The organism is Magnetococcales bacterium (genome assembly GCA_015228935.1).
In the GTDB taxonomy this organism is placed as follows: Bacteria; Pseudomonadota; Magnetococcia; order Magnetococcales; family DC0425bin3; genus HA3dbin3.
The window spans coordinates 4,485-29,895 of record JADGCO010000052.1 but is presented as its reverse complement, the minus strand read 5'-3'; the positions used below and the strand labels follow the sequence as shown (position 1 = coordinate 29,895).

The 25,411-nt window shown below is 57.0% G+C and carries 20 protein-coding genes; 9 read left to right on the top strand and 11 right to left on the bottom strand.

From position 1 onward, the window contains the following. The 5 genes from HQL65_12860 to HQL65_12840 all read left to right on the top strand — a co-directional run. Positions 1-481 (top strand): hypothetical protein (locus HQL65_12860; protein ID MBF0137124.1); only part of this gene is annotated, 481 nt, incomplete at its 5' end. Between the two features lie 529 nt (positions 482-1,010). Then, on the top strand, positions 1,011-2,267 hold the full coding sequence (locus HQL65_12855) for a sel1 repeat family protein (protein MBF0137123.1): 1,257 nt from the start codon (positions 1,011-1,013) through the stop codon (positions 2,265-2,267). Between the two features lie 211 nt (positions 2,268-2,478). Next, positions 2,479-4,113: a c-type cytochrome gene (locus HQL65_12850; GenBank protein MBF0137122.1), complete on the top strand. Its 1,635-nt coding sequence runs from the start codon at positions 2,479-2,481 to the stop codon at positions 4,111-4,113. A 148-nt stretch (positions 4,114-4,261) separates the two neighbouring features. After that, entirely contained in the window at positions 4,262-4,507 is a 246-nt protein-coding gene (locus tag HQL65_12845) for a DUF1902 domain-containing protein (protein ID MBF0137121.1), read from the top strand. An 8-nt stretch (positions 4,508-4,515) separates the two neighbouring features. Beyond that, positions 4,516-4,710, top strand: coding sequence for a type II toxin-antitoxin system HicA family toxin (locus tag HQL65_12840; GenBank protein MBF0137120.1), 195 nt, complete (start codon positions 4,516-4,518; stop codon positions 4,708-4,710). A 53-nt stretch (positions 4,711-4,763) separates the two neighbouring features. Here the strand turns inward: HQL65_12840 and topA are convergent, their stop codons facing one another. The 3 genes from topA to plsY are packed head-to-tail and all read right to left on the bottom strand — an operon-like array spanning position 4,764 to position 9,017. Continuing rightward, a complete protein-coding gene (topA, locus tag HQL65_12835; protein MBF0137119.1) occupies positions 4,764-7,142 on the bottom strand; it encodes a type I DNA topoisomerase in 2,379 nt (792 codons plus the stop codon). 47 nt (positions 7,143-7,189) lie between these two features. After that, a complete protein-coding gene (gene dprA, locus HQL65_12830; GenBank protein MBF0137118.1) occupies positions 7,190-8,410 on the bottom strand; it encodes a DNA-protecting protein DprA in 1,221 nt (406 codons plus the stop codon). A gap of 7 nt (positions 8,411-8,417) precedes the next feature. Continuing rightward, a complete protein-coding gene (gene plsY / locus HQL65_12825; GenBank protein MBF0137117.1) occupies positions 8,418-9,017 on the bottom strand; it encodes a glycerol-3-phosphate 1-O-acyltransferase PlsY in 600 nt (199 codons plus the stop codon). Here plsY and HQL65_12820 point away from each other — a divergent pair. The 3 genes from HQL65_12820 to ligA all read left to right on the top strand — a co-directional run bounded on the left by HQL65_12820 (position 9,016) and on the right by ligA (position 12,064). Beyond that, a complete protein-coding gene (locus HQL65_12820; GenBank protein ID MBF0137116.1) occupies positions 9,016-9,204 on the top strand; it encodes a hypothetical protein in 189 nt (62 codons plus the stop codon). The two genes, plsY and HQL65_12820, sit on opposite strands and share 2 nt — an antisense overlap. 5 nt (positions 9,205-9,209) lie before the next feature. Beyond that, positions 9,210-9,749, top strand: coding sequence for a single-stranded DNA-binding protein (gene ssb / locus HQL65_12815; protein ID MBF0137115.1), 540 nt, complete (start codon positions 9,210-9,212; stop codon positions 9,747-9,749). A gap of 260 nt (positions 9,750-10,009) precedes the next feature. Then, the gene (gene ligA, locus HQL65_12810) at positions 10,010-12,064 is read left to right on the top strand and encodes an NAD-dependent DNA ligase LigA (GenBank protein MBF0137114.1); all 2,055 of its coding nucleotides are present in this window, start codon (positions 10,010-10,012) and stop codon (positions 12,062-12,064) included. Positions 12,065-12,749: 685 nt separating this feature from the next. Here the strand turns inward: ligA and HQL65_12805 are convergent. The 8 genes from HQL65_12805 to nusA form a co-directional block, all read right to left on the bottom strand. Beyond that, positions 12,750-13,238: a hypothetical protein gene (locus HQL65_12805; GenBank protein ID MBF0137113.1), complete on the bottom strand. Its 489-nt coding sequence runs from the start codon at positions 13,236-13,238 to the stop codon at positions 12,750-12,752. A 93-nt stretch (positions 13,239-13,331) separates the two neighbouring features. Beyond that, complete coding sequence (locus HQL65_12800; GenBank protein MBF0137112.1) at positions 13,332-13,844, bottom strand: NUDIX domain-containing protein; 513 nt, start codon at positions 13,842-13,844, stop codon at positions 13,332-13,334. Between the two features lie 25 nt (positions 13,845-13,869). Then, entirely contained in the window at positions 13,870-16,296 is a 2,427-nt protein-coding gene (locus HQL65_12795) for a heavy metal translocating P-type ATPase (protein MBF0137111.1), read from the bottom strand. Positions 16,297-16,311: 15 nt separating this feature from the next. Beyond that, a complete protein-coding gene (rbfA, locus tag HQL65_12790; GenBank protein ID MBF0137110.1) occupies positions 16,312-16,677 on the bottom strand; it encodes a 30S ribosome-binding factor RbfA in 366 nt (121 codons plus the stop codon). Further along, positions 16,674-16,958 (bottom strand): DUF503 domain-containing protein, encoded by a 285-nt coding sequence (locus HQL65_12785; protein ID MBF0137109.1) that lies wholly within the window; start codon positions 16,956-16,958, stop codon positions 16,674-16,676. The genes rbfA and HQL65_12785 overlap by 4 nt, the downstream gene beginning before the upstream one ends. Next, complete coding sequence (infB, locus tag HQL65_12780) at positions 16,958-20,323, bottom strand: translation initiation factor IF-2 (protein MBF0137108.1); 3,366 nt, start codon at positions 20,321-20,323, stop codon at positions 16,958-16,960. The genes HQL65_12785 and infB overlap by 1 nt, the downstream gene beginning before the upstream one ends. Positions 20,324-20,390: 67 nt before the next feature. Next, entirely contained in the window at positions 20,391-20,921 is a 531-nt protein-coding gene (locus HQL65_12775) for a DUF448 domain-containing protein (protein MBF0137107.1), read from the bottom strand. Continuing rightward, positions 20,863-22,413, bottom strand: a complete 1,551-nt coding sequence (nusA, locus tag HQL65_12770) for a transcription termination/antitermination protein NusA (protein ID MBF0137106.1) — start codon at positions 22,411-22,413, stop codon at positions 20,863-20,865. The genes HQL65_12775 and nusA overlap by 59 nt, the downstream gene beginning before the upstream one ends. 788 nt (positions 22,414-23,201) lie before the next feature. Here nusA and HQL65_12765 point away from each other — a divergent pair. Next, positions 23,202-25,411: DUF3365 domain-containing protein (locus HQL65_12765; protein ID MBF0137105.1), on the top strand; the 2,210-nt coding region annotated here is incomplete at its 3' end.

Sequence of the window (25,411 nt, the reverse complement as noted above, 5' to 3'; positions counted from 1 at the left end):
AAGATATGACCGACTGCAAGCCAAAATGCAGGATGATCCTCTGATCAATCAGCAACTGGGAGGAACCACGTACTACGCAACCGATGACAAACCCATGGTCATGGCGGATGCTTCGTCTTCCCAAGATGTTCAAGCAGGAGGTTTGTCTTCCACCGGTGCAAGAGTTGCCGGGGCTACTTTTGTTGGAGCAATCGGGCTTGGTAACCTCGGCTGGAGATCCGGCTTTGGCACGACAGCATTGGGTGGACCAGCCGTGGAGGCAGGAAGAAAACTTGCTGAGGAAATCAAAGCTCTCAAGGAACAGCAAAAAGAACATGAAGATTGGGCACTCTGGATGTTGAGAAATCGTTCCAATGGGGACCGGGATGTTGAGGAAGGGATCGATGCTCGGATTGGAATGAATAAATGTAAGAGAAACTATCCGAACTCAGCCTTGGAATGCTTTGTTAATCCTGGGGACTTTCCGATACCCAAAAAATAGTGTCTGAATACGTCAAAATCGAACATCGGATGCAGAATAAAATTCAGGGAAAACCGCCATGCTGTACATCCATGCAAATTCCAAACGCAATATCAGGATGACCATGTTTTCCCTTGAAAGTGGGTTCTTGTTCCTGCGTCGATTTTTGACGATGGCAGTTTCGATGCTTGGGTTTTGTTGGGCCTTGACAACAGTTTCCCTGGTCCAGGGGGATGACAGTACTCTAGTTCCCCTTCGGGGAAAAGAGATCCCTTTGGACCAGGCCATCTCTTTGGCTTCTGATGGGGATTTGGAGGCGCAATATCATGTTGCTCTTCATTACTCGATGCAAAAAAAAGATCCCGATGCTGTGCAGAATGGATTGTATTGGTTGAGAAGAGCATCCATGGCCGGCTATGTTCCAGCTATGGAACATCTTGTTTCCACTCTGTTCAGTTTAACATTTCCCCGCCGTGACACCCTCCTGGAAGCAGAGGCAGTAGGTTGGGTACAAAAAGCGCTTGCCTTGAATCCGAATAATTGGGAAAACATGATTAATATTGCTGCGTTTTATCATCATGGTTGGGGTTTGCCCAAAGATGAGCAGTTGGCAAAAGAGTGGGAAGAAAAAGTGATTCAAACAGGCGACGCGAGAGCCTTTCTCGATTTGGCATTTTGCCATGCCCGGAAAAGCATGCTGGCGCATGAGCCAGATAAAGTTTTGTATTTTTTAAAAAAAGCTGCGGAAGGTGACAATATTATTGCACAAGTGTTATTGGGGCTATATTATGCAGGTGAGACATTCAAGGGTGATCCAATTCCTCTAGACCCTGAACAATCCCGGTTCTGGTTGGAAAAAGGATTCCATGGTGGTGAGCGTGGTGCGGCAACCCAGCTTGGCAAACTCTACTATTATGGGATAGGCGGCTATCCACGCGATTTGGTCAAGGCCAGAGATTGGTTGGAACAAACGAGTGATTCAAAATTTACCAAGAATGCAAAATACCTGTTGGCGACGATCTACTGGTCTGGGACTCAGGACATGCTTCCCGACAAAGATAAAGCCGTGGCATTATTTCGAAAATCAGCCGAGCAGGGAGATGCGTATGCCCAGTTTGCCATGGGCCAATTGTATCGGGGGGGATTGATCGGCGACAAACCCGATATGGCCCAGGCGCTTGCCTGGTATCGCCAGTCAGCCAAAAAATATGTACTGGCTGTAACCACCCTTGGTCTTATGTATTGGCGCGGTGATGGCGTTGCTGCCGATCCGAAACAGGCCGTGGCGTTGTTGCGCGCAGCAGCCCAGGCCGAGGAGAGAGATGCCATGTATTGGCTTGGCATCCTGTATCAGGAAGGTTTGGGAGTCGAAAAAAACCCGGCAGAAGCTCGTGCCCGGTTTTTGCAGGGTGCCGAGGCCGGTGATCCTCGCGCCATGGTGAAACTCTCTCTCGATCTGTTTGATGGAAAGGGCGGACCTCAGGAACTCTCTCTGGCCGTTCATTGGGCCAAAAAAGCAGCGGAAAAAGGTTTGAATTTTGGATATTGCTGGGCAGGAACCCTGTTGCATTTTGGCGTCGGTACCCCACCGGATCCAGAACAATCCAGAACGTGGTTGCGGCAGGGTTCCGATACCGGGTTGACCCTCTGTAACCGTGCTTTGCAGGCAGAATCTGCCCATGCGCCATCAACGAAAGAGACCATTCCTCCCCTGGTCCATGCCGTGGCCGGGGAGTTGTCGCAACTCCTGAATGCCGCCATCGAGCAACCCTACCCGGATGTTTCGTTCCATCTGAATGTTTTATGAGCCTTATAATTTGATGGTGCCGGGCGCGGCCTGGTCTGGCGATGCGTCATTTTGGGCCAATCTGGACAGGTGAAAACGGGCCTGGATTTCCGTGCCGATTTATTGGAAATATGGCGCGAAAATTGCTTGAATTTCCTGTCTTGTCATGATTGCCGCATTGCAGACAATGATCAGGAAATACATCGGGTACATTGCGTTGGGGAGCCAAGGCATGAAGGATGGGTTGGTACGAACCGGTCTCTTGTCTGTGTTGATTGGACTCTTGCCCTTCGCCGTCAACAGCAAGACTCTCTATCAATGCGGCAGCGAACAGGGCGGGTTTGAGCTGAGCAGCGAACCCTGCAAACCCGGTCCTGCCACATCCTCGACCAGTAAACCCTCGACCAGCAAACCCCCGACCAGCAAACCCCCAACCGGCAAACCCGGACGACCAGGCCCGGCGGAGCGTACCCACTCCCGACCGGATGTGCCGCCCGGCGTCTTTCCCCAGGATGAAAATGCCGCGCAGGAGTTCCAGAACGACTTGCCAACCGACGCTGACGATCAGGGATATCCGCCGCCCGTGGAAGAATCCCGACCAACCCCTGCTCCGTCAGGTGGACCCTCTGCTCCGTCAGGTGGAGAGAAGAAAAAACCTCCTGTCGATAAAAAAGAGACCGCCCAACGCAAAAAAGCCGATGACGATATCAAAAAAGCCAGGGAACTGTCTGGATTGGCCAATCGGCTCATGGTGGAAGGCAACAACGCCGGAGCCATCACCTCCCTGGAAGGGGCCTGGCGGCTTTATCCAAAAAATCCCTTCATCCTGCTGAATCTGGGCGTGGCGCATAATCGCAACGGTGACTGGTCCCAGGCCAGAAAGTATTACAGACAGGCCATGGAATTTGAATATCGGAAAAAGGCCCGGGAAGGGACCGAAACCAGGATTACCAATCCCCACAGCACCAATTATGGCAAACCCTTGTTGAATGTCATTCTCGACAGTTGGGACAAGGGGCAGGAGCGGGAAGCGGTCTTTTATTTGAAGGGCAATCCGGTCAAGGGAAAAGAGATTTACGACTCATTCTGTGCCAATAAATGTCACCAGTCTCACGGCTGGGGAACCACGAATGGGGAGTATCCCCAAATATCCGGCCAGCATGCCTCGGTGTTGATCCGGGAAATGCTCAACATGGCGGAAAAAAACCGGGATGCCCCGGTCATGGATAAGTTTGTGCAGGTGGATACCCTGGGCGGGGAGCAGGCCATGGCCGATGTGGCGGCCTACATTGCCCGCATGCCCATGACCCCGTTTCATGGCCAGGGTCCGGGGACGGATCTGGTTTTGGGAAAGAACCTCTATCAGGAGCATTGTGAACGGTGTCACGGCCCGAAAGGGGAGGGGGACGGGACCAGAGTGCTGCCCAGGATCCAGGGACAGCATTACCAGTATATGGTGCGGCAGTATGAGGGGATGCGCCATAATCAGCGCCGCAATATTCATCCGCTCAAGGCGATGCAGATCCAGGATGTGTCAGAGGGGCATATCCTGGGCATTCTGGATTATGTATCGCGTCTGTTGGTCGATGTTGACCTGTTGGCCCCAAACCCGGCTGCCGGCAAGAGGGAGCCGCAAGAGAGCAACGTGCCAAAAGGAGCCAAGGGTCCCGAATCAGGAGCGGTCCCGACCGGTACGGACAAGAACGAAGCAAAGGGAGTCAAGCCGGTTGGCACCGGGGCCGGGCCGACTGGTACCGCCGAACATGTCGGCAATGCCGGGGCCGGGCAGGGCCAGGCTGGCAAGGTCAGCAGTGGCGTCATCAAGGAAGAAGAGATCGTTCCCCATCATCCACCAGGCCCGCCTTGAATACGTCTGGTTCAAATAGGGAGAAGACAAGCCATTGTTTCATGCCGCCTGATGAGGTACTCCTGTGCGAGGCGATATAAATGGTTCAACGTGACCCAGGGTGTAGCAATCAGGGTCGGGTTGAAGCGGCGAGGAGGGATATACACCAGTGAACAATGCCATTCATGTATCTGCAATCTGGGACGAAAATGCACATGTATGGGTTGTGCAGAGTGATGACGTGCCTGGTTTGATCACGGAGGCAGCAACTCTTGAACTGCTTGTTCTAAAGCTTGAAACCATGATTCCCGAGTTACTGGAGTTGAATGGAGTTCCTTTTGAACAAAGGGAATCCGTTCCACTACGGATTTCCTCCGAGCGAATGATTTCCCTTTTGCCAATGAATCGTTCCTGAAGCTTCATATGTCTGATTTCTCCAGAACACTCAAGGAATTGCTGCGGCAATCAGGCTGTGAATTTTATCGCCCAGGCAAGGGAGATCACGAAATTTGGTTCAGTCCCATAACAAATTGCTATTTCCCGGTCGATCACAAAATCTTGTCAAGACACACGGCAAACGGTGTCTTGAAACAGGCCGGTTTGCCGAAAGCTTTTTGATGGGCCATTTCGGAAATGGTGGCTGAATTGACAAGGGAAGAACCGCCATTGCCTCACTCCGCGTCCGCTTCCGGCTCTGGTGCGTCGGCATTCGGCGGGGCAACAACGACCTTGTAGGTACACCCTTCTGTCGCACAGACATGCTCGGTGCCACGGCGCTTGGTGATTTTCTGGGTCAGGAAGGGTGCCTTGCACAGGGGACACGGAATGGGCAGTGGGTAATTCCACAAGGCCTTTTTGCAATCCGGGTAGCGTGAGCAGGAGTAGAACAGTTTGCCGCGCCGGGATTTTTTTTCCAGGAACGTCCCTTTTTTGCACTCGGGACAGGGAACGTTGGTTTCCTTTGGTTTTTCCAGAGGTTGAATGTTGCTGCATTTGGGATAGCCGGTGCAGGCCAGAAATTTGCCGTAGCGACCCTCCTTGATTTGCATGGGACTGCCGCATTTGTCACATTTGCGGTCCGATATGACCGGTTCCGAGGCCGGCGCGGCGGTGTCGGACGACTCCCCGGTGCCCTGTTTTTTGATGTTTTCGGTAAACCGGCATTCGGGGTATCCGGAGCAGGCCTTGAAGCGACCGAAACGACCCAGTTTGATCATGACGGGTTTGCCACAGGTCGGGCAGACTTCATCCGTGGCTTCGGAGGTGATCTCCGATTTTTTGGTCGATTGCTCCTTTTCCTGGATCTGGCTGATGAACGGTTTCCAGAAAGTATCCAGGAGAGGAACCCAGGCCTTTTCTCCCCGCGAGACAGCGTCCAGTTCATCTTCCAGATGGGCGGTAAAATTATAATCCACATACCGGGCAAAATGTTGTACCAGGAAGGTATTGACCACCAGCCCCAGATCTTCCGGATGAAACTGCTTTTTTTCCAGACGGGCGTAGCCCCGGTCCTGGATGGTGGACATGGTGGGGGCATAGGTGGAGGGCCGACCGATGCCATAACTTTCCAGGGCCTTGACCAGGCTGGCCTCGGTATAGCGGGGGGGTGGTTCCGTAAAGTGTTGGTGTGGTTCGAGTTTTGTCTGGCGCAGGGTTTCGCCCTTGGTCAGGGGCGGGAGCATGGCGGCATTTTCGTCATCGTCCCGGTCCTGGGCCGAGACGGCATCGGTTCCCTCGTCGTACACCTTGCGAAAGCCGTCAAATGCCACCGACGATCCGGTTGCCTTGAGACGATAGGGGGCGTTGGGATCATTCTTGCCCACGGCCAGGACGGCACTGACCTGATCGATGCGGGCGGCTTCCATCTGGCAGGCCACGGCCCGTTTCCAGATCAGATCGTACAAACGCAGTAAATCCTTCGGCAAAACCTTGGCAAGCTGTTCCGGAATGCGCCGTGGATCGGTCGGGCGGACCGCTTCATGGGCTTCCTGGGCGTTTTTGGTCGAGGATTTGAAGCGGCGTTCGGTCTTGGGCAGGTACTGGGCACCATAGCGCTCCTTGACCAGATCCCGCAGGGCCGTCACGGCCTCGGCGGCCAGATTGACCGAGTCGGTACGCATGTAGGTGATGAGACCAACCACCTCCTTGCCGCCATCGGGCGTGGGAACCTCCACGCCTTCATAGAGCTGCTGGGCGGTGGACATGGTTTTGCGCGCTGAAAAACCCAGCTTGCGGGAGGCCTCCTGCTGCAATGTGGAGGTGATGAAGGGAGGGGCCGGATTGCGCTTGACCTGCTTTTTTTCCAGTTCGGTCAAAAAGAGGGGCTGATCCTTGATGGCAGCCACCAGCTCGTTGGCGCGTGCGGCATCGGGAATGGAAAACTTGTCGAGCTTCTCTCCCCCGGCCACGGCCAGACGGGCTGGAAAGCGTTGCGGGGTATCCGTTTTTTCCACTTCGGCAATGATGCTCCAATACTCCTGTGCCTTGAAGGCACGAATTTCATTTTCCCGTTCGCAGACGAGGCGCAGGGCAACCGATTGCACCCGTCCGGCGGAAAGACCCCGGCGCACTTTTTTCCACAACAGGGGACTCAGGTTGAAGCCCACCAGATAATCCAGGGCACGACGGGCCTGTTGGGCATTGACCATGTCCATGTCCACTTCCCGGGCGTGGGCGATGGCCTCCTGGATGGCCCGTTGGGTGATTTCGTGAAACACCACCCGTTTGACGGGAATCTTGCCCAGGACATTTTTTTCCCGCAGGGCTTCGAGTACATGCCAGGAAATGGCCTCTCCTTCACGATCCGGGTCGGTGGCCAGCAGGAGGGTGTCGGCCTTCTTGACGGCCTTGGCAATGGCATCCACATGCTTTTGCGAGGTCTTGGGAACCTCGTAGCACATGCGAAACCCCTCCTCGGGAAGCACCGAGCCATTTTTTTTCGGCAGGTCGCGAATGTGGCCATAGGAGGCGATCACCTCGTAGCCTGCGCCAAGAAACTTGTTGATGGTCCGCGCCTTGGCGGGGGATTCGACGACGACGATGGCAGTCATGGTTTGCAGTATCCGTCAAAAATTCTGATGGTACCGGTGTGTGTGCCTCACTCCACGATCTTCAGGCAAAAAATGTTGCCTGGAGAGCGTTGCACCACACCAGCCAGTTCCAGGTCAAGTAAAATGCGGGAAAGTGTGGCGACTGTCAATTGACAACTCCTCGCCAACTCATCGGTTTGTGCCGGAGCTTTTTTCAGATTATCCAGAATCATCACTTCGGTGGGGGTGTATTCCGGGGGTGGAAACGGGAGGGATGGCTGGATGGGAGGTGCGGCGGCCGCCGGGGAAGCGGCACTTTTCGCTGCGGTCATTTTGGGGGATGTGGTCGTTTTGGTGTTGCGGGATGTGGGGGCGATGGAGACGGGATGTTTACCCAGAGTCCAATGCAACTCCTCCAGAATATCGTTGACATCTTCCACGAGGCGGGCACCTTCCCGCAGGAGGCGATGGCAGCCGCGACTGCGTTGATTGGCGACCATGCCGGGCACGGCAAAGACTTCACGACCTTGTTCGAGGGCCATGCGGGCCGTGATCAGGGAGCCGGAGCGCATGGCGGCTTCCACCACCACGACACCCTGGGAGAGGCCGCTGATGATCCGGTTGCGGGGCGGAAAAAGCGCGGGGGCCGGAGGAATGCCCAGCACGGCCTCGGTGACCAGGCAGCCGTGGGCTGCAATGCGTTTGCGCAATGTCTGGTTGGTTGGGGGATAGTTGATGTCCAGACCGGTGGCCAACACGGCCACGGTGGGTCCTCCCCCTTCCAGGGCACCCAGATGTGCGGCACTGTCGATTCCGACGGCCAGACCACTGACCACAACGATCTCCTGGGTGGCCATTTCCGTGGCCAGGCGGCGGGCCGTGGCTGCACCGGGGGGGGTGGGATCCCGGCTGCCGACAATCGCCACGAGCGTTCTGGCCTGAAGATGGTCCGGATTGCCCTGGACGAACAAGACGACAGGTGGATCATGAATTTCTGCCAGGGGCCGGGGATAGCCGGGTTCACCCCGGACCAGGACCTGTCCGCCCATGGCCTGGAGACGATCCAGTTCGGTGGCGGCATCGGCAGCGGCTTCCGGGCGGGCGGCGGCTTGCAGGCCGGCCAGCACCGGTCGGGGAAGCGAGGGGATCCGGGCGCGAATCGTCTCCACGGAAGCGGCGAGAATTTCTCCCGGATGCAAAAAATGGTTTTGCAGCAGGCCCAGACGCATCGGTCCCAGGCCGGGGACCCGTACCAGACGCAACCAGTCGATCAGGGTGGAACGTTCCATGGCACGATCATCCAGCAACCCGGGTTGTGCCTTTTTGGCCGATCCGGGGTTCGCTCCCGGCCAGAATGCGCCGTATATTGTCCCGGTGTCGCCAATAAACCAGTGCCGAAATGATTCCGGCGACGCTGCCGGCCAGGGTTGCCTGCTGGATGAACAGGGCTGTGGGCAGGACCGCGAAAGCCACCAGGGCACCCACCGAAGAGATGCGAAACATCCAGGCACCCAGCAGCCAGGCCAGGGCGGTCAACAGGCCGGTCAGCGGCGTCCAGGCCAGAAAAACGCCAAGCCCGGTGGCGACTCCTTTGCCTCCCTTGAATTTCAGATAGACCGGGAAAAGGTGGCCCAGAAAAACCGCCAGGGCCGCTGCGGCCACGAGCGGCGAGCCGGGTTCCGCCAGCCAGCGGGCCACGCCGGTGGCCAGGGCACCTTTGCCGATATCGAGGAGCAGGGCCAAGGCTCCGGCGGTGCGTCCGGCGGTGCGCAAAACATTGGTGGCACCAATGTTGCCGCTGCCTTGTTGCCGGATATCTCCGGCACCATACCATCTGGCCACCAGCAACCCGAAAGGCACGGCTCCCAATAAATAGCTTCCCAGGATGATCAGCATGATTTTATCGATCTCTTTGCAGGGGGGTCATGGTTATGGGGGCAACCGGCCCCCGTCTGGCAAGCCGGGCGTGATCCTGGAGGATGTGGCCACGGAACGCTTGCATTCAACACTTTTTATCCTTATGGTGTCGGAATACTATCGGTTTGCGAAACGGTGCGGAACTCTTTTTTTACTCGTGGGGTGACAACCATGGCGTCCTACTCGTTGAACAAGGTCCAATTGATCGGCAATCTGGGCGCTGACCCGGAGGTGCGCTATACACAGGCGGGCAAGCCCGTTGCCACCCTGAACGTGGCCACCTCAGAATCCTGGAAGGATACCCAGGGTGAAAAAAAAGAGCGCACCGAATGGCACCGGGTGGTGGTTTTCGGCAAACTGGCCGAGATTGCCCAGCAATATTATCGCAAGGGCAGCAAGGTCTACGTGGAAGGGCGTCTCCAGACCCGCAAGTGGACCGACAAGCAGGGTGTCGAACGCTACACCACCGAAGTGACCTTGAATGAGTTCGGCAGCCAGATGTTCATTGTGGACAGCCGTTCCGGTGGTGGGACGAGTCAGGTTCCCATGCCCCCCATCGATGTTTATAACGACTCTGTTCCTGCCATGACCGGTCCTCCTTCGGCTCCCCCCATGGGCAATGCCGATCCCGCCGCCAATCGTTCCGCCACGCCTGCTTCCGGCAACGACTTCGACCGGGGTGTGAGCTTTGATGACGATATTCCCTTCTGAACCAGCCGGTGCGAGCTTTGGTGACGATATTCCCTTCTGAACCAGACGGACGGCATGATTAAACTGATTCTGTTTCTTCTTCTGCTGCTTCTGCTGCGAGATTTGTTGTTTGTTCGGGGCTTGTTGTTTGAGAAAACAGTGGCAATGGGTTTTTGTTGGGTGGCTCTCGCCCCAAACCCCACCAGGGGGAAGGGCGCAGCCCTTCCCCCTGGACCCCCATCCCAGTCTTTCAGACATTTTTTTTCAATACGCTCTCTGCAATGAATCTGGAAATCCCCTCCCCGGAACTCTGCCGGCAGTTGGAAATGCTGCGTAACGAGTTGCGCCACCATGCGTATCGTTACCATCTCCTGGATGACCCGGAAATTCCCGATGCGGCCTATGATCGTCTCTTTCGGCAACTTGTGGAGCTGGAGAGCCGTTTCCCGGAGCTGATCACCCCCGATTCGCCGACCCAATTGGTGGGTGCCCCGCCCCTGGCGGCTTTTGCTGCCGTTGCTCATGGCGTGCCCATGCTTTCCCTGGACAACGCTTTTTCCATGACGGATGTGGAGGAGTTTGATCGGCGTGTTCGCGAGGGGTTGGGAAAGATATCTGAGATGCAGTATATGGCGGAGCCCAAGGTGGATGGTTTGGCCATCAGTCTGGTGTATCGGCATGGCGTCCTGGTCCGGGTTGCCACCCGGGGCGATGGTCGGGTTGGCGAGGAGGTGACGGCCCAGGCCGGGACTCTTGCCGGGCTGCCCCGGGAAATCGTCGGCGAAAACATGCCGACCCTGCTGGAGGTCCGGGCCGAGGTGTACATGCCCCTTTCCGCCTTTGCAGCCTACAATGAACAGGCGCGTGCCCGTGGTGAACGCACCTTTGCCAACCCGCGCAATGCCGCTGCCGGCAGCCTGCGACAGATTGATGCCCGCATCACGGCCCAGCGATCCCTGACGCTTTTTTGTCATGGCCTGGGTCTGGTCGAGGGGGGATTTCTGCCGGAAACCCGGCATGCCCTGCTGGATCACCTGGCGGCCTGGGGTTTTCCGGTCTGTCCAGAGCGGCGGGTGGTGACGGGAGTGGCGGGGTGTCTGGAATTCCACGCGGAGTTGCTGGCCCGGCGTGATCGTCTGGATTATGAAATTGACGGCGTTGTCTACAAGGTGGATGCCCGCGAGGATTGTGAGCGGCTGGGCACCCTGACCCGAACCCCGCGTTGGGCCGTGGCGCATAAATTTCCCGGGCGCGAGGCCCTGACCCGGGTACGGGCCATTGAAATCCAGGTGGGGCGTACCGGTGCCCTGACCCCGGTGGCCCGTCTCGAACCGGTCGTGGTCGGGGGGGTGACCATCACCAATGCCACCCTGCACAATTTTCAGGAGCTGCAACGCAAGGATGTGCGACCAGGGGATCAGGTCAGTGTGCGTCGGGCGGGGGATGTCATTCCGGAAGTGGTCGGTGTCGTGGAACAGGGCCGGATGCGGCCGGAGGTGCTTGCCTGTCCAACCCACTGTCCTGTTTGTCAGGCCCCGGTCATCCAGTTGGTGGGCGAGACCATTGCCCGGTGTTCGGGTGAGTTGTCTTGCCCGGCTCAGCGTCGCGAGGGCATCCGTCATTTTGCCTCCCGACGTGCCCTGGATATCGAGGGACTCGGCGAAAAACTGGTGGATGCCCTGTTGCAGTCCGACATGATCGCCACCGTTGCCGATCTGTACGCATTGACGGAAAAGCGCCAGGAACTCATCTCCCTGGAGCGTATGGGGGAAAAATCGGCGGATAATTTATTGCAGGCCATTGCCGCCAGCAAAAACCATGGCCTGGACCGTTTTCTCTTTGCGCTGGGTATTCGCGAGGTCGGCGAGGCCACGGCCCGCAATCTGGCGTCCCATTTCAAGACCCTGGACAATCTGGAAAATGCCAACCTCGAAGAGCTGGAAGGCGTCCCTGATGTCGGTCCCAAGGTGGCTGCCCGGGTGCATGGATTTTTTCGTGCCCCCGGCAACCAGGAAATTCTCGCCCGTCTGAAAAGTGCGAGTTCCACTTGGCAAACCTGGGCTGGAACCCCTGCCGGACTCCTGCGTCCCCTGGAGGGGCAGACCGTCGTGTTGACCGGCACCCTGGCCACCATGGGACGGACCCAGGCCAGGGCCAGATTGGAAGCTTTGGGGGCCAAGGTTTCCGGTTCGGTGTCCCGCCGCACGGATTTTGTGGTGGCCGGTGCCGACCCGGGTTCCAAACTGACCAAGGCCAGGGAGTTTGGGGTTGCCGTGTTGACCGAGGCTGAATTTCTGGAAAAAATCCAGGCCACGCAGGGCGGATTCCAGTCTTGATCATCATTTTGGTCACGGATCAGTTTAAAACGGGGTCGAGGGGGCTGGCGACCGGACAGGTCCAGGATAGAGTCCTGGTGGGTTTGGGGCGAAGCCCCAATAAAAACCATTGCCAAATAGCCGAAGCGATAATCAAGTTCGGGAAAAAACAGTCGCCGACCAACAGGTCGTGAACCTCCTTGGCATGGTCTCCAACCCGCTTGAGGATCCGTCCAACGGTGTCCCTGGAGACCCCAGTCAACCGGGCCGTTTTGCGGACTCCAGTTCCCTCCGCCAAGTGGCTGACCACTGCTACGATCTTCTCTTGGGAGATCCGAAGATCGTACAGCGGCGTGCCATGCCGTTCGGAAAATTCATGCTGACAGCGTCGGCAACGAAGAAACCGGATCCCGCTCGTCCCATACCGACGACGAATCACTACATCACCCAACCCCTTGATCCCAAATCGTTCACATTCCGGATTCACACACCCGACATCCACAACGACTTCTGGTCCCACCATGGCCTTCCCTCCTCCTTGAGGAACTGGAAAAGCCCTTATATCACAAAGTGTTGCCACTACGGAACAGTGTCAGGCCACCAAGCTCTTTCCAGGGCGAGTCGTATTCGGTTGTCTGGCTCCAGGATTCGGGATGAGTCATAAGGACCCCCAAGAGTTGACCTGCACCTGCCGGTTCAAGAGAGGTTAACGCACCAGTTTCTTGAATTTTGGATTGGGGGTGCAACTGAGCAGGCGATTCACGATTTTGCGGAACGTGGCCGGATCAGTTTCGCGATTGGTCAGGGTTTTCAGAAGTTTGACCATGGTATCCCCCTTTTTTTTCGAGTCGCCATAGGGGTGATCATGGAGCAGGCGGGAAATGGTGGTCAGATAGGCGACCATCCCCCCTTGCAGACTCAAAACCCGATATTTTTTGGAAAATTTTTTTTGCAGATAGCCACTGCTTTCCCCCTTGCTGCAATAGAGCAGCATGGGCCGCCGGGCCAGTTGCGACTCGAACCGCTTTTCAAAAGCGCTCGTGTGTTCGTCAATGTCCAGCACGTAGACCCGGATGGAACCCGGGATGGTGGGATCGGCATCCGTGCTGCCGCGCACGTCGATCAGGATGGGGGTCGTCGGATCGGCGAGAAACTCTTCTATGGAGAGTCTGCTGTTGTCTTTGAGGGAAAACATGCTGTACGGGTCTCCACTTTCATGCACTCGGGTTTGTGGGTCTTGGGCATCGTTTGTGCCAATCCGGCCAAACAATCCGGGAACTGTCCAAAACTATCCATCTTTTCCAGTCGGTTGCGAAGCAGAAGCGCTGATCACTCCATTCAACCAATCCGTCACCGCCAATCCGGTCCCAAAATCCCACCCTTTGAGTCGGTTTTTGGGAATGATGCGATAATCATCCAACTCTTCCCCCAATACAATCTCACCCTCGGCAGTCAAATGGTAGGCCATGATAATCTGGTTGGCCCTGGCATAGGGATAGAGACCGACCAGGGCCGTGGCCGTGGCGTGCAATCCCAACTCCTCCCGTGTCTCCCGGACAATCCCGGCCTCGGGGGTTTCGCCACGTTCCAAAAATCCGGTAATCACGGAATATTTGCCCGAGGGCCAAGCCTTGTTGTGGGCCAGAACAACACCCGTCCCGATCTCGACAATTCCGGCCACCACCGGTACCGGATTGTCCCAGAAAACAAAGCCGCAACCCGAGGTCGGACAGGCAGCACGGCTCTTGCCGTCAATCTCCCTGATCGTCAATGCCTGCGCACAAATGGGACAAAATTTCATGGATTTCAGAACCACCATGCGTTGATCAAATTTTTGGATATTCTTTCAATCTCAGGGCATTGGTCACCACGGTCACACTGGAAAATGCCATGGCGGCAGCGGCAAAAACCGGCGACAGCAAAATACCAAACCAGGGAAACCACACCCCGGCAGCCAATGGAATCAGGATGATGTTGTAGGCAAAGGCCCAAAAAAGATTTTGGCGAATGTTGCGCAAGGTGGCCCGGGAAAGATGAATGGCCTTGGCAACCCCACGCGGATCGTTGGACATGAGAGTAATGTCGGCGGCAGCCATGGCGACATCCGTGCCTGCCCCCATGGCAATTCCGACATGTGCCAAAGCCAATGCCGGGGCATCGTTGATCCCGTCACCCACCATGGCGACAATGTTGCCCTCTTGCTGAAGTTTTTGAATTTCAGCACTTTTCTGTTCCGGGAGAAGCCCGGCACGAATGTGATCGATGCCCAGTGGCGCGGCAATGGCCTGGGCCGTGCGTCGGGTGTCACCGGTCAACATGATGACCCGGATTCCCATGGCCTGCAAAGCGGCAACAGCCGCCCGACTCTCCTGGCGCACCGTATCGGCCACCCCCATGACGCCCGCCAACTCTCCATTCACGGCCACCAGCAGGGTTGTCTTGCCGGCCTCCTCCAGTTGCGTGGCCAGGATGTCACCGGTCTGGATGGCCACATTGGCCTCGGTCAGCAGGTGCCGGGTGCCAACCAGAATGTCCTGCCCAGCCACCCGCGCCCGTACCCCCTGACCCGGCACCGCCTCGAACTGCTCCGGTTGCAGCAGGTCCAGACCCCTGGCCCGGGCAGCCTGTACCACGGCCAGGGCCACCGGATGTTCCGAACGACTCTCCGCCCCCGCCACCAGGGCCAAGACACCATCCGTGCCGCTCCAATCGGTCAGGGCCGGCTTCCCGTGGGTCAGCGTCCCGGTCTTGTCGAACACCACCACATTGACCTTGTGGGCCGTCTCCAGCGACTCGCCGCCGCGAATGAGAATGCCCATCCCGGCACCACGACCGGTCCCCACCAGAATGGACGTGGGCGTCGCCAGCCCCAGGGCACACGGACAGGCAATGATCAACACGGCAATAAAATTGGACAAGGCATAGTTGATCGAAGGAGAGGGACCCAGCCAGAACCATAATAAAAACGTGCAGGTCGCAATGCCCAGCACCACCGGCACAAACACACTGGCAATCCGGTCGGCCAGATGGGCAATGGGCGGCTTCGACCCCTGTGCCCGACGCACCATGGCCACAATATGCGCCAAAACCGTCTCCCGTCCGACCTTTTCGGCCTCGAAGGTAAAAGTCCCGGTACGATTGATGGTGCCGCCTATGACCGGGTCACCAGGGCCACGGGTCACCGGCATGGATTCACCGGTCAACATCGACTCATCGACACTGGAGAGACCATCGAGCAGGCGACCATCGACCGGAATTTTTTCGCCGGGACGCACCACCACCCGATCACCGGGCACGACCGCCGAGAGAGGAATTTCCTCCTCCTGCCCCTTGCGAATGACACGCGCACGCCGGGGAACAAGACCCATAAGCCCGCGAATGGCCAAAGAAGTCCGCCCCTTGGCCCGGGCCTCCAAAAATCGTCCCAGCAAAATCAAAACAATGATGGTGCCGGAGGTATCAAAATAGACTTCCGCCGCGAGGCCCTGGCCCTGAAAGAGACCAGGAGCCAACAACACGAGCAGGGAATAAAGGTAGGCACTGAAAGTGCCGATGGTCACCAGGGTGTGCATGTTGGCACCCCCATGCCGGGCAACCGCCAGGGTGTTGGCATGAAAACGCCAGCCGGCCCAGAATTGTATCGGGGTCACCAACAATCCTTGCAGGCCATGATTGAGGGAGGTGGGAATGGCCAGGATGTGCTGCAAATCGAACATTTGCCAGTGGGCCAGAACCATGGCCAACGTGGCCAGTACGGCCCCCACCCCCAGACGCAGACGCAAATCCTGATATTCCTGCTGTTGCTCCTGCTCCATCTGCACCAGGGGGTCGGCGGTCTCTTCCAGACGCACCAGACGAAAGCCCTTTTTGGCCACGGCCTGGCCCAGGGTGCCATAGTCGGCAGGCGGGGTCATATAGGTGACCGTCGCCGTGGCCTCGGCCAGATTGACGCTGGCGCTTTGCACCCCGGGTACCGCCTGCAAGGCCATTTCGGTGCGATGCACACACGCGGCACATGAAAGACCCTCGATGCGAAATGTCTCCTGCACCGTGGGTACGGAAAAGCCCGTGGCGGTGATCGCAGCCACCACATCCGCCACGGCAGCAGTGCCGGTCACGGTGACCTGGTGGACGGCCAGATTGACGGCCACATGCGCCACGCCGGATAAATCCTTCAATCGGCGTTCCACCCGCCCGGCACAGGAGGCACATTTCATGCCCTTGATGGGCAAGGTCAGGGTCGCGTGGTCCATGGGACGGATTTCCTGCTATTTTTCTTCTTCCGGGGCCGGTATGTGCAGGGATTGCAGCAAACGATCCATCTGGTTGCCATACTCGAACGAGGTGTCCTTGACAAAGCGCAGGATGGGAATCTGGCGAAGCTTCAAACGGCGGGCGAGGCGACTGCGGATAAAGCCTGTTGCATGGTTCAGGGCCTCGCAGCTCTTTTCATCAGCCTCTGCGGGACCCAGGATGGAATAAAAGACCGTGGCATAACTGAGATCCCGGCTCACCTCCACGTCGGAGATGGATATGAGGCCGGTCAGGCGCGGATCCTTGACCTCGCCACGCTCCAGCATGGCAGCAATTTCCCGTCGAATTTGTACACGAACCCGCTCGGTGCGCACGCTCATGTGATCACATCCACCCGAAAATCCGCCACGCTTGCCTGGCCACTCTGTTCGATGAAAGTGACCACCTTGCGCAACCGGCTTTGCAGCAAGGCCGTATCGTTGCCCACTGCGGCCATGCCGAGTCCGGCGGACTGCCAGAGATCCAGATGGTCCACCTCGGCGGCAGCAACCTCAAACTGATTTCGAATCCTGGCGAGCAATCCCTTGACGATACTCCGTTTTTCTTTCAGGGAATGCACGCCGGGCAGGTGCAGACGCACCTCAAGAACACCGATGCGCATCATTCGGATATGGTGGGACGCACTTCCTCTCGCACAAAGACTTCGATGATATCGCCGACCTTGATATCGCTGAACTTATCCAGGCTGATGCCGCACTCCACCCCTTCGCGCACTTCCCGGGCATCCTCCTTGAAGCGTTTCAGGGCGGAGATGGAGCCTTGATGGACCACGACATTGTCGCGCAGCAGGCGAACCAGGGAGTTGCGGAGAATCACCCCGTCGGTGACCATGCAGCCGGCCACATTGCCGACCTTGGAGATGCGGAACAGTTCGCGCACCTGGGCATGGCCGGTAACGTTTTCCTTGTAGGTGGACTCCAGCATCCCTTCCATGGCGCGTTTGACATCATCCACCAGATTGTAGATGACATTGTAGAAACGCAGGTCCACTTTTTCCCGTTTGGAGAGTTCGCGGGCCTTGGCATCGGCGCGGACATTGAAGCCCACCACCACGGCATCGGAGGCCACGGCGAGCATGACATCGGATTCGTTGATGCCACCGACACCCATGTGGATGACAGTCACCTGCACCAGCGGATGTTCAATTTTGCGCAGGGCATCCGACAGGGCCTCGACCGAACCTTGCACGTCGCCTTTGATGACCACTTTCAGGTCGGCCTTTTCCCCTTCCTTGATCTGATCGAACAGATCGTCCAGTTTGGCCGGGGATTGGCGGGCCTGTTCCTGTTCCTTGCTCTTTTGGGCGCGGAACGAGGCAATTTCGCGTGCCCGGCGTTCATCGGGGACCACGACCAGATTGTCACCGGCCTTGGGAATGCCGGAGAGGCCGATCACTTCCACGGGGGTGGAAGGGCCGGCTGAGGTGACACTTTCGCCCCGGTCGGTCAGCAGGCCGCGAATCTTGCCCCATTCGTGGCCGACCACAAACACATCACCCACCCGCAAGGTGCCGTTGCGGACCAGACAGGTGGCCACGGCCCCGCGACCACGATCCAGATTGGCCTCGATGATCACTCCGCGCGCCCGACGGTCCGGGTTGGCCCTGAGATTGAGCATTTCGGCCTGCAAGAGGATCATCTCTTCGAGATTTTCGAGTCCCGCCCCGCTTTTGGCCGAGAGCGGCACGAAAATGGTGTCGCCCCCCCAGACCTCCGGGACCAGGCCATGTTCGGAGAGTTGTTGCATGACCCGGTCGGGGTTGGCATTGGGTTTGTCGATCTTGTTGATGGCCACCACGATGGGCACCCCGGCATCCTTGGCATGGCTGACGGCTTCCATGGTTTGTGGCATGACGCCATCGTCGGCCGCAACCACGAGGACAACGATGTCCGTGGCCTTGGCACCCCGCGCCCGCATGGCCGTGAAGGCGGCGTGACCGGGGGTATCCAGGAAGGTGATGCGTTTGCCGCTGGAGGTGGTGACCTGGTAGGCACCGATATGTTGGGTGATGCCGCCATGTTCGCCGGCGGTCACATTGGTTTTGCGAATGGCATCCAGCAGGGAGGTCTTGCCATGGTCCACATGGCCCATGACGGTGACCACGGGCCAGCGTTCCGACAGCATCTCCGGATGATCCCCGGCATCGGCCAGTTCGGCTTCGATGTCGGCACCAATCGAGACCTGTTTGGTCCGATGTCCCATCTCTTCCACAAGCAGGGTGGCCGTGTCCTGATCCAGGACCTGATTGATGGTCACCATCACCCCCTGACTGAACAGGAGCTTGATGACTTTCGACGATTTGACCGCCATGCGGCTGGCCAACTCGGCCACGGTGATGGTTTCCGGAATGATCACTTCCCGCACCACGGGAGCCGGTGGTCCTTCGACGCGCCGTTCTTCACGACCGCCGCGCCCGCTCCGCCCCTGGTTCGAGGAACCGCCGCCGCCACCACCACCACCCTGTCCGCCTCCGGAACCGCTGGTCGATGCCGCTCCGGCTCCCTTGCGTCCCTTGCGTTTTCCCTTGGTCTTCAGGGTTTCGCGATTTTGTGTCAGGCGTTGTCCTTCGATTTCCAGGGTACGCTGCTCTTCGATACGGCGTTTCTGTTCGCGCAGCTCTTCCAACTGGGAGAGACGTTTGGTGACGAGGTCTTCGGTTTTTTTACGGGCCACTTCTTCCCGTTGCAGGCGGGTCAGTTTGCGTTTGCCGTCGGTTTTTTCCAGTCCGACGGTATCGACCACGACGCCTGCCAGGAGTTCCGGCACAATGTCATCCTCTTGGGAAGCGACACCATCCAGAGAAATCGCTGCTTCATCGATAACCGGCAGCTTGGCTGTCACCACCACCGAACCCGGTCTTCCGCCCCGATCTCTTCCTCTGCCCTTGTCTCTTCCAGCCTTTGCGTTACCGGGGGCTCCCCTGTTCGCATGGGGTGATGCGGCACCATGGTAGGTATTGGCTTTTTTGTCCCGGGAGGCACCGGATTCCGACTGTTTGCCAGTTTCGGCGGCACCGGATTTTTTTTCATAGGAAGGGGGTGTCGGTTTTTCTGAGGCCCGATTCTCGAACCTGGGGCGTCCAGCGTGGGTTTGCCCACTTTTTTGTTGCTGGTTGCTCTTCGGTTGCTCGACTTTTTGCTGCCCGGTGGGTTGTTTCCCGGAGTGTTGTTCCATTTCTTTATTTTTTTCAACCTGCTGTTCAGTCGGGTGCAGCACACTCTGGGGCTGTACGGGCGCGATTTCGTCGGGTTTTTGTTCGGGAGCATGCGGGCGTTCATGCCCGACCGGTTGCACGGTGACCTGCAACGGGTCGGCAGGGTGTTTTTGTCCTTGCCCATCTTGTTCCGGATGTTCCTGTTCCGGTTGATTCTGTTCCAGGTGAGCCTGCTCTGGATGCTTCGGTTGCGGATGTTCCTGTTCCGGTTGATTCTGTTCCAGGTGCGCTTGTTCCGGACGTTCCGGTTCCTGGCGTGCCTGTTCCAGACGCTCCGGTCCCGGGTGTCCCGGTTCTGGACGACCTGGTTCCAGGTGTGTCTGTTCCGGGTGGTCCGGTTCCAGGTGCGTCTGTTCCGCACGGTCTGGTCCCGGGTGTGTCTGTTCCGGGTGCGGGTGTTCGAGACTTTCCTGCTCGAAAGCCTGACGTTCTTCCTGGGTCATGGGCAGCAGGATATGGTGTTCCTTGTCCCTGTCTTCATGCCCCACTTGTGGCTCTTCATGAGAACCTCGATGAGATGACTCTTCGTGGGCCACCTGGAGCGCCGTGGGGTCTTCGGAATGGACTCCCGATCCAGCCTTGATGAAAGTCCGTTTGCGGCGCACTTCCACGACGACGCTCTTGCTGCGGCCGTGGGAAAAGTTCTGTTTTATGGAACCACCCTCCACCGTTTTTTTGAGAACGATCCGGCGCGGTGCCTTCAGACTCAACTTCCCATCGCTATTCGCGGTCTTCTTGGTGTCGTCTCTCAACGAATACGTCTCCGCTGCTGTTTTGGTTTACCTGCTGGAAAATCCGTCCCTGCTTTTTTCCAGACCTTCACGACGAGAAAAACGTTTGCCATCGCAGGACATCGGCCCGGACTCGTCGTGCCATTTTTCCTTCCGGGAGTGCCAGTAGGGGTGCTGTTATTTGGCCACAGGCTGCGCCCATCTGTTCCTGGCTGGGCAGTTCCAGGGGTTTGTCGATGGAAAGCATTTTACCACGCCGGGCCAGTCCGATGCCATCGATCAACCTGCGGGTCAGTGCCTGGGAGATACGTTCTTGCAGCACTTCGGGATCCGGCAGGATCAGGGGATGGCGGCTCAACCGTTGCAACTGCCCCTGGCGTCGGACAAGCTTTATAACATGCTGCCGGGTTGGTTGGATATAGACACCGCGTCCTGGCCGATTTCCTGGCAGATCTTCCACCAACTGTCCGGCTGGGTCCACGACAAATCGAAGCAGATGATTGCGTGGGAATGTTATCCGGCTGATCAGACAGGTGCGGAAGGGGATATTTTCCGGTTGCTCATCCGGTCTTTTTTCCTCCTGTTTTCCTTGTTTTTTCTTTCGGTTTTTCACTTTCATCAAACCATCCTGCCACGCGCCGTGCTTCGAGGATCAACGCCTCGATATCATTTTGGGTCATGGTGGTATTGACGACCAGCTCCATGAACTCGTCGGTACTCAAGTCTGCCAGGGCATCCAGGTCACGTATACCTTTTTCCGCCAGTGGAACGATCATGCCTTCGGGCATGGCCTCCAGTTTGGACAATCTTGGATCAATTTCCAATTCCACTTTGCGTTCCTCGGTCTTCAGTGCCTGTTGCAACAGTTGGTCCCGGGCGCGATTGCGCAGTTCTTTGGCGATTTCCTCATCGAAGCCTTCGATGCTGGCCAGCTCTTCCAGGGGAATGTAAGCCACTTCCTCGCTGGTGGTGAAGCCTTCCTGGATCAGGGCGCTGGCGATCTCTTCATCGATATCCAGGGTGGCCATGAACCCTTTGGCCAGTTCATGGAACTCTTCGGTGCGGCTGTTGAGTTCTTCCTGTTCGGTGATGATGTCGATGCGCCAGCCGGTCAGGTCCGAGGCGAGGCGAACGTTTTGTCCGCGACGACCGATGGCGAGGGAGAGTTGATCCTCGTTGACCACCACCTTGATGCTTTTTTCTTCTTCGTCCATGACCACTTTGGACACTTCAGCCGGGGCCAGGGCATTGCAGACGAAGACGGCGGGATCGGCATTCCATTCGATGATGTCGATGCGTTCGCCTTGCAGCTCCGTGACCACGCCCTGGACACGGGAGCCCCGCATGCCCACGCAGGCTCCGACCGGGTCCACATGGGCATCGTTGGAGCGGACGGCAATTTTGCTGCGGTAGCCCGGATCGCGTGCCACGGCGCGAATTTCCACGAGTCCATCGTAGATTTCCGGCACTTCCATTTCAAACAACCGGGTCACCATTTCCGGGTGGGTACGGGAGAGGATCACCTGCGGTCCGCGTGTGGCGTCCCGGACATCGAAGATGTAGGCCCGGATCCGGTCTCCCGGGCGATAGTGTTCCCGAGGCAATTGTTCTTCGTGGGGCAGGAAGGCGGATGTGCGACCGAGGTCCACGTAGATATTGTTGCGCTCCACCCGTTTGACCAGGCCGTTGACCAGTTGGCCTTTGCGATCCACATATTCCTGGAAGATGCGTTCGCGTTCGGCTTCGCGCACCTTCTGGACGATCACCTGTTTGGCTGTCTGGGCGGCGATGCGGCCAAATTCGATGGTGGGCAGAGCCTCGGCGATAAAATCGCCTGGTTTGGCACCGGGATTCAGTCTCCGGGCATCTTCCAGCGAAATGCGCAGATCCGGGTCGTCCACCTGGAGGGTGGGTTCCACCACTTCCCGCAACTGGTTCAGGACAAACTCACCGGACCTGTTGTCGAATCGTGCCTGGATATTCTTGTTGGCACCATATTTTTTCCGCGAGGCGGTCAATATGGCTGTTTCCATTGCGTCGATGACGATTTGCCGGTCGATCCCTTTTTCCCGGGCAACCTGCTCCACAACCTGCATGATTTCCCCTGCCATGGCCTCAGTCCGCTCACTCTTCCTGAAAATCGACTTCCAAATTGGCCTTGCTGATCAGGTCAAACGGTTTACGCACAATTTGCACCTGACTGGCAGCACCACCCAATGCCGGGAGGATGTCATTCCTGTTCATCCCCCGCAACACTCCACGGTGCAATTTGCACCTGATCCATTCATTTTCCACATCCAACACCGCGCATGCACCGGCTCCAGGGAGTTTTTCCGTCAATTGACACAAACGTGTCTCACCCTGTCCGGCATGGTGCATCCACCTTTTTGCCTGACCCGGCGATGTTCTTGAAAATATGGCTCCCTCAAAAAAAAAGCCGGCAACAGCCGACTACGCACAGATCAGACCCTTCCGCGAACTCCATTCCTCACCATACCCTGTTTCTCTCAGGAAGCCAAGGGGTCCAAACATTTCCCGGCAACTTTCCCGGCCCGGAGCCTGTGGCGCTGTCGGTGAATCTCCGGATTTCTCGCCGTTTTTTTGTCTATTATTTGAAATCATGCTGCTTTTTCCGAACAGACCCCAGGAGTCACAAAAATATTGTGACCAAATGTGGTCGGAGGTGACCGGAAGTGGCCACACTCTCCCGGCAATCTTCCCGGCATGAGGCCAAGCGTAACAGAAACATGTCAGATCACCTTATAAATTCAGAAATTCCCGGAGATTTTCCTGGTATTCTCAACGGGGTGGTGGTACTGCTTGAGATCGGGGGGATTGCCTGTTATTGGGAAGATTTCCAGGCACCGCAAGTATCTGACAAGTAAAATCCGGTTTGTGTATGAAACTGCAAAATCGCCTGTTGATCATCATTTTTTCTGTCATGCTGGCATCCTTTACCGTCCTTGAGCTGTTGTCCCTGCAACGGATGCAACGACATGCCGAACAAGACGTGTTTCATCTTGCCGAGCAGATCCGTGGTATTCTCATGGCCACCCGGCGCTATTATCACCAATTATTTCTCAACAGCGAACTGCCCTTGACCGAAAACACGCTGGGCTTGTTGCCGGCCTATGCATTGGGAAAGATTTCCCGGGATTTTCCCAATTGGAGTGGTTCCGGTCTGACGTTCAACAATGTCTCGGATCGTCCGCGCAACCCTGACAATGCAGCGGACCCGGTCCAGATGGAAGCGATTCGCTTTTTCCGCAACCAACCCCAAAAAGAGGTGTATTTCCAGCCTTTCAGGACCGCCGACGGCAGGCCGTTCTATCACTATGCCCGGCCCATTCATGTCGAGCGCTATTGCCTGAAATGCCACGGTCGAAAAGAGGATGCCCATCCCACCATCCAGGCTCTCTTCAAGGATGCCTTTGACTACAGGGAAGGCGATCTGCGGGGCATCCTGAGTATCAAAATTCCCGCGACTGACCTGTCACATACAATCCGTCAGGAGTTCATGTACGGCCTTGTCTTGCACGGAATCTCCTTTCTGGTCCTTTTTGCTGCAATTGGTTTTGTCATTCGTCGCCATGTCACCCGCCCCCTCTCCACCATTCAAATGATCATGTCTGACATTTCCGCTGACAGAACGGATTTTGTCAGCAATAATCCCGCCGGCAGAATGGATCTCGTCAGCAACAATCTGGTCGGCGATTTTGCTTTTATTGGTCATGCTTTCAACACCATGACCCGGGAGATTACCGACCGGCAGCACTCCCTGCAACAATCCAACAATTTTTTGGAAAAATTGTTCAACACGACCCACCTCTCCATCGCCTTTCTGGATCGGGATTTCAATTTTATCCGGGTCAATCGTTCCTATGCCGAGGCCTGTGCCAGGGATGCGGAGTTCTTTCCAGGCAAAAACCATTTTTCGCTCTATCCGCATGCCGAAAATGAGACCATCTTCCGGCAGGTGGTCAAGACCGGGGAGCCTTTCACGATCATCGGCAAACCATTCAAATTTCCGGACCACCCGGAATGGGGTACCACCTATTGGGATTGGACGTTGTATCCGGTCAAGGATGCACAGAACATGGTGGAGTGGTTGATCTTCGTCTTGAGGGATGTCACCGCCAGCAAGGAAGCCGAAATGGCCATGATCCAGGCCAGAGAACAAGCCGAACAGGCCAGGGAACAGGCCGAAAAAGCCAGGGAACAGGCCGAAAAAGCCAGGGAACAGGCCGAAAAAGCCAACCTGACCAAAAGCGAATTCCTGGCCACCATGAGTCATGAGATCCGGACTCCCATGAACGTGGTCATCGGCATGAGCGACATGTTGCTCGAATCCGATCTGCATCCAGAGCAGAAGGAATATGTGACCAAATTGCAGAGTGCAGGTCATACCCTGCTGGATTTGATCAACCAGATTCTGGACCTGTCCCGGATCGAGTCCGGGCGGATGGAAATTGTCCAGGAGCCGGTCAATCTTCGTCTGCTCCTGCAAGAAATGACCGATTTATTGGGATCCATGGCTGCCAACAAGGGAATTCACCTTGAACATGACGTGGCCGAAAACGTTCCAGAATGGATTGTCATCGACCGGCTCCGGGTGCGGCAGGTGTTGTTCAATCTGTTGGGTAATGCCATCAAGTTTACCGGACAGGGGAAAGTCGTTTTGCAAACCACAGTGGATCAGGCCGGATTGTTGTCCATCGCGGTGCATGACACGGGCATCGGTATTGATAAGGAACATCAGCAATACATATTCGAGGCCTTTTCCCAGGTGGATTCCAGTGTGACCCGTCGTTATGGGGGTACCGGTCTGGGTTTGGCCATTTGTGCGCGTCTGGTGGCATTGTTGAAGGGGCGAATCCGGGTCGAAAGCAAGCCGGGAGTGGGCAGCACCTTCCATGTAACCTTGCCACTGCACCCTGTCGAGCCTCCCGGACCCACCACCTTGACTCCTGGATCCACCCCCCCGATTTTCGACCCTGCACTCATGACTGGCGAATCCGTAGCGGGAAGAGCCGAATCCACGGCAGTGGTTCCTGAATCCACGGCAGTGGTTCCTGAATCCACGGCAGTGGTTCCTGAATCCACGGCAGT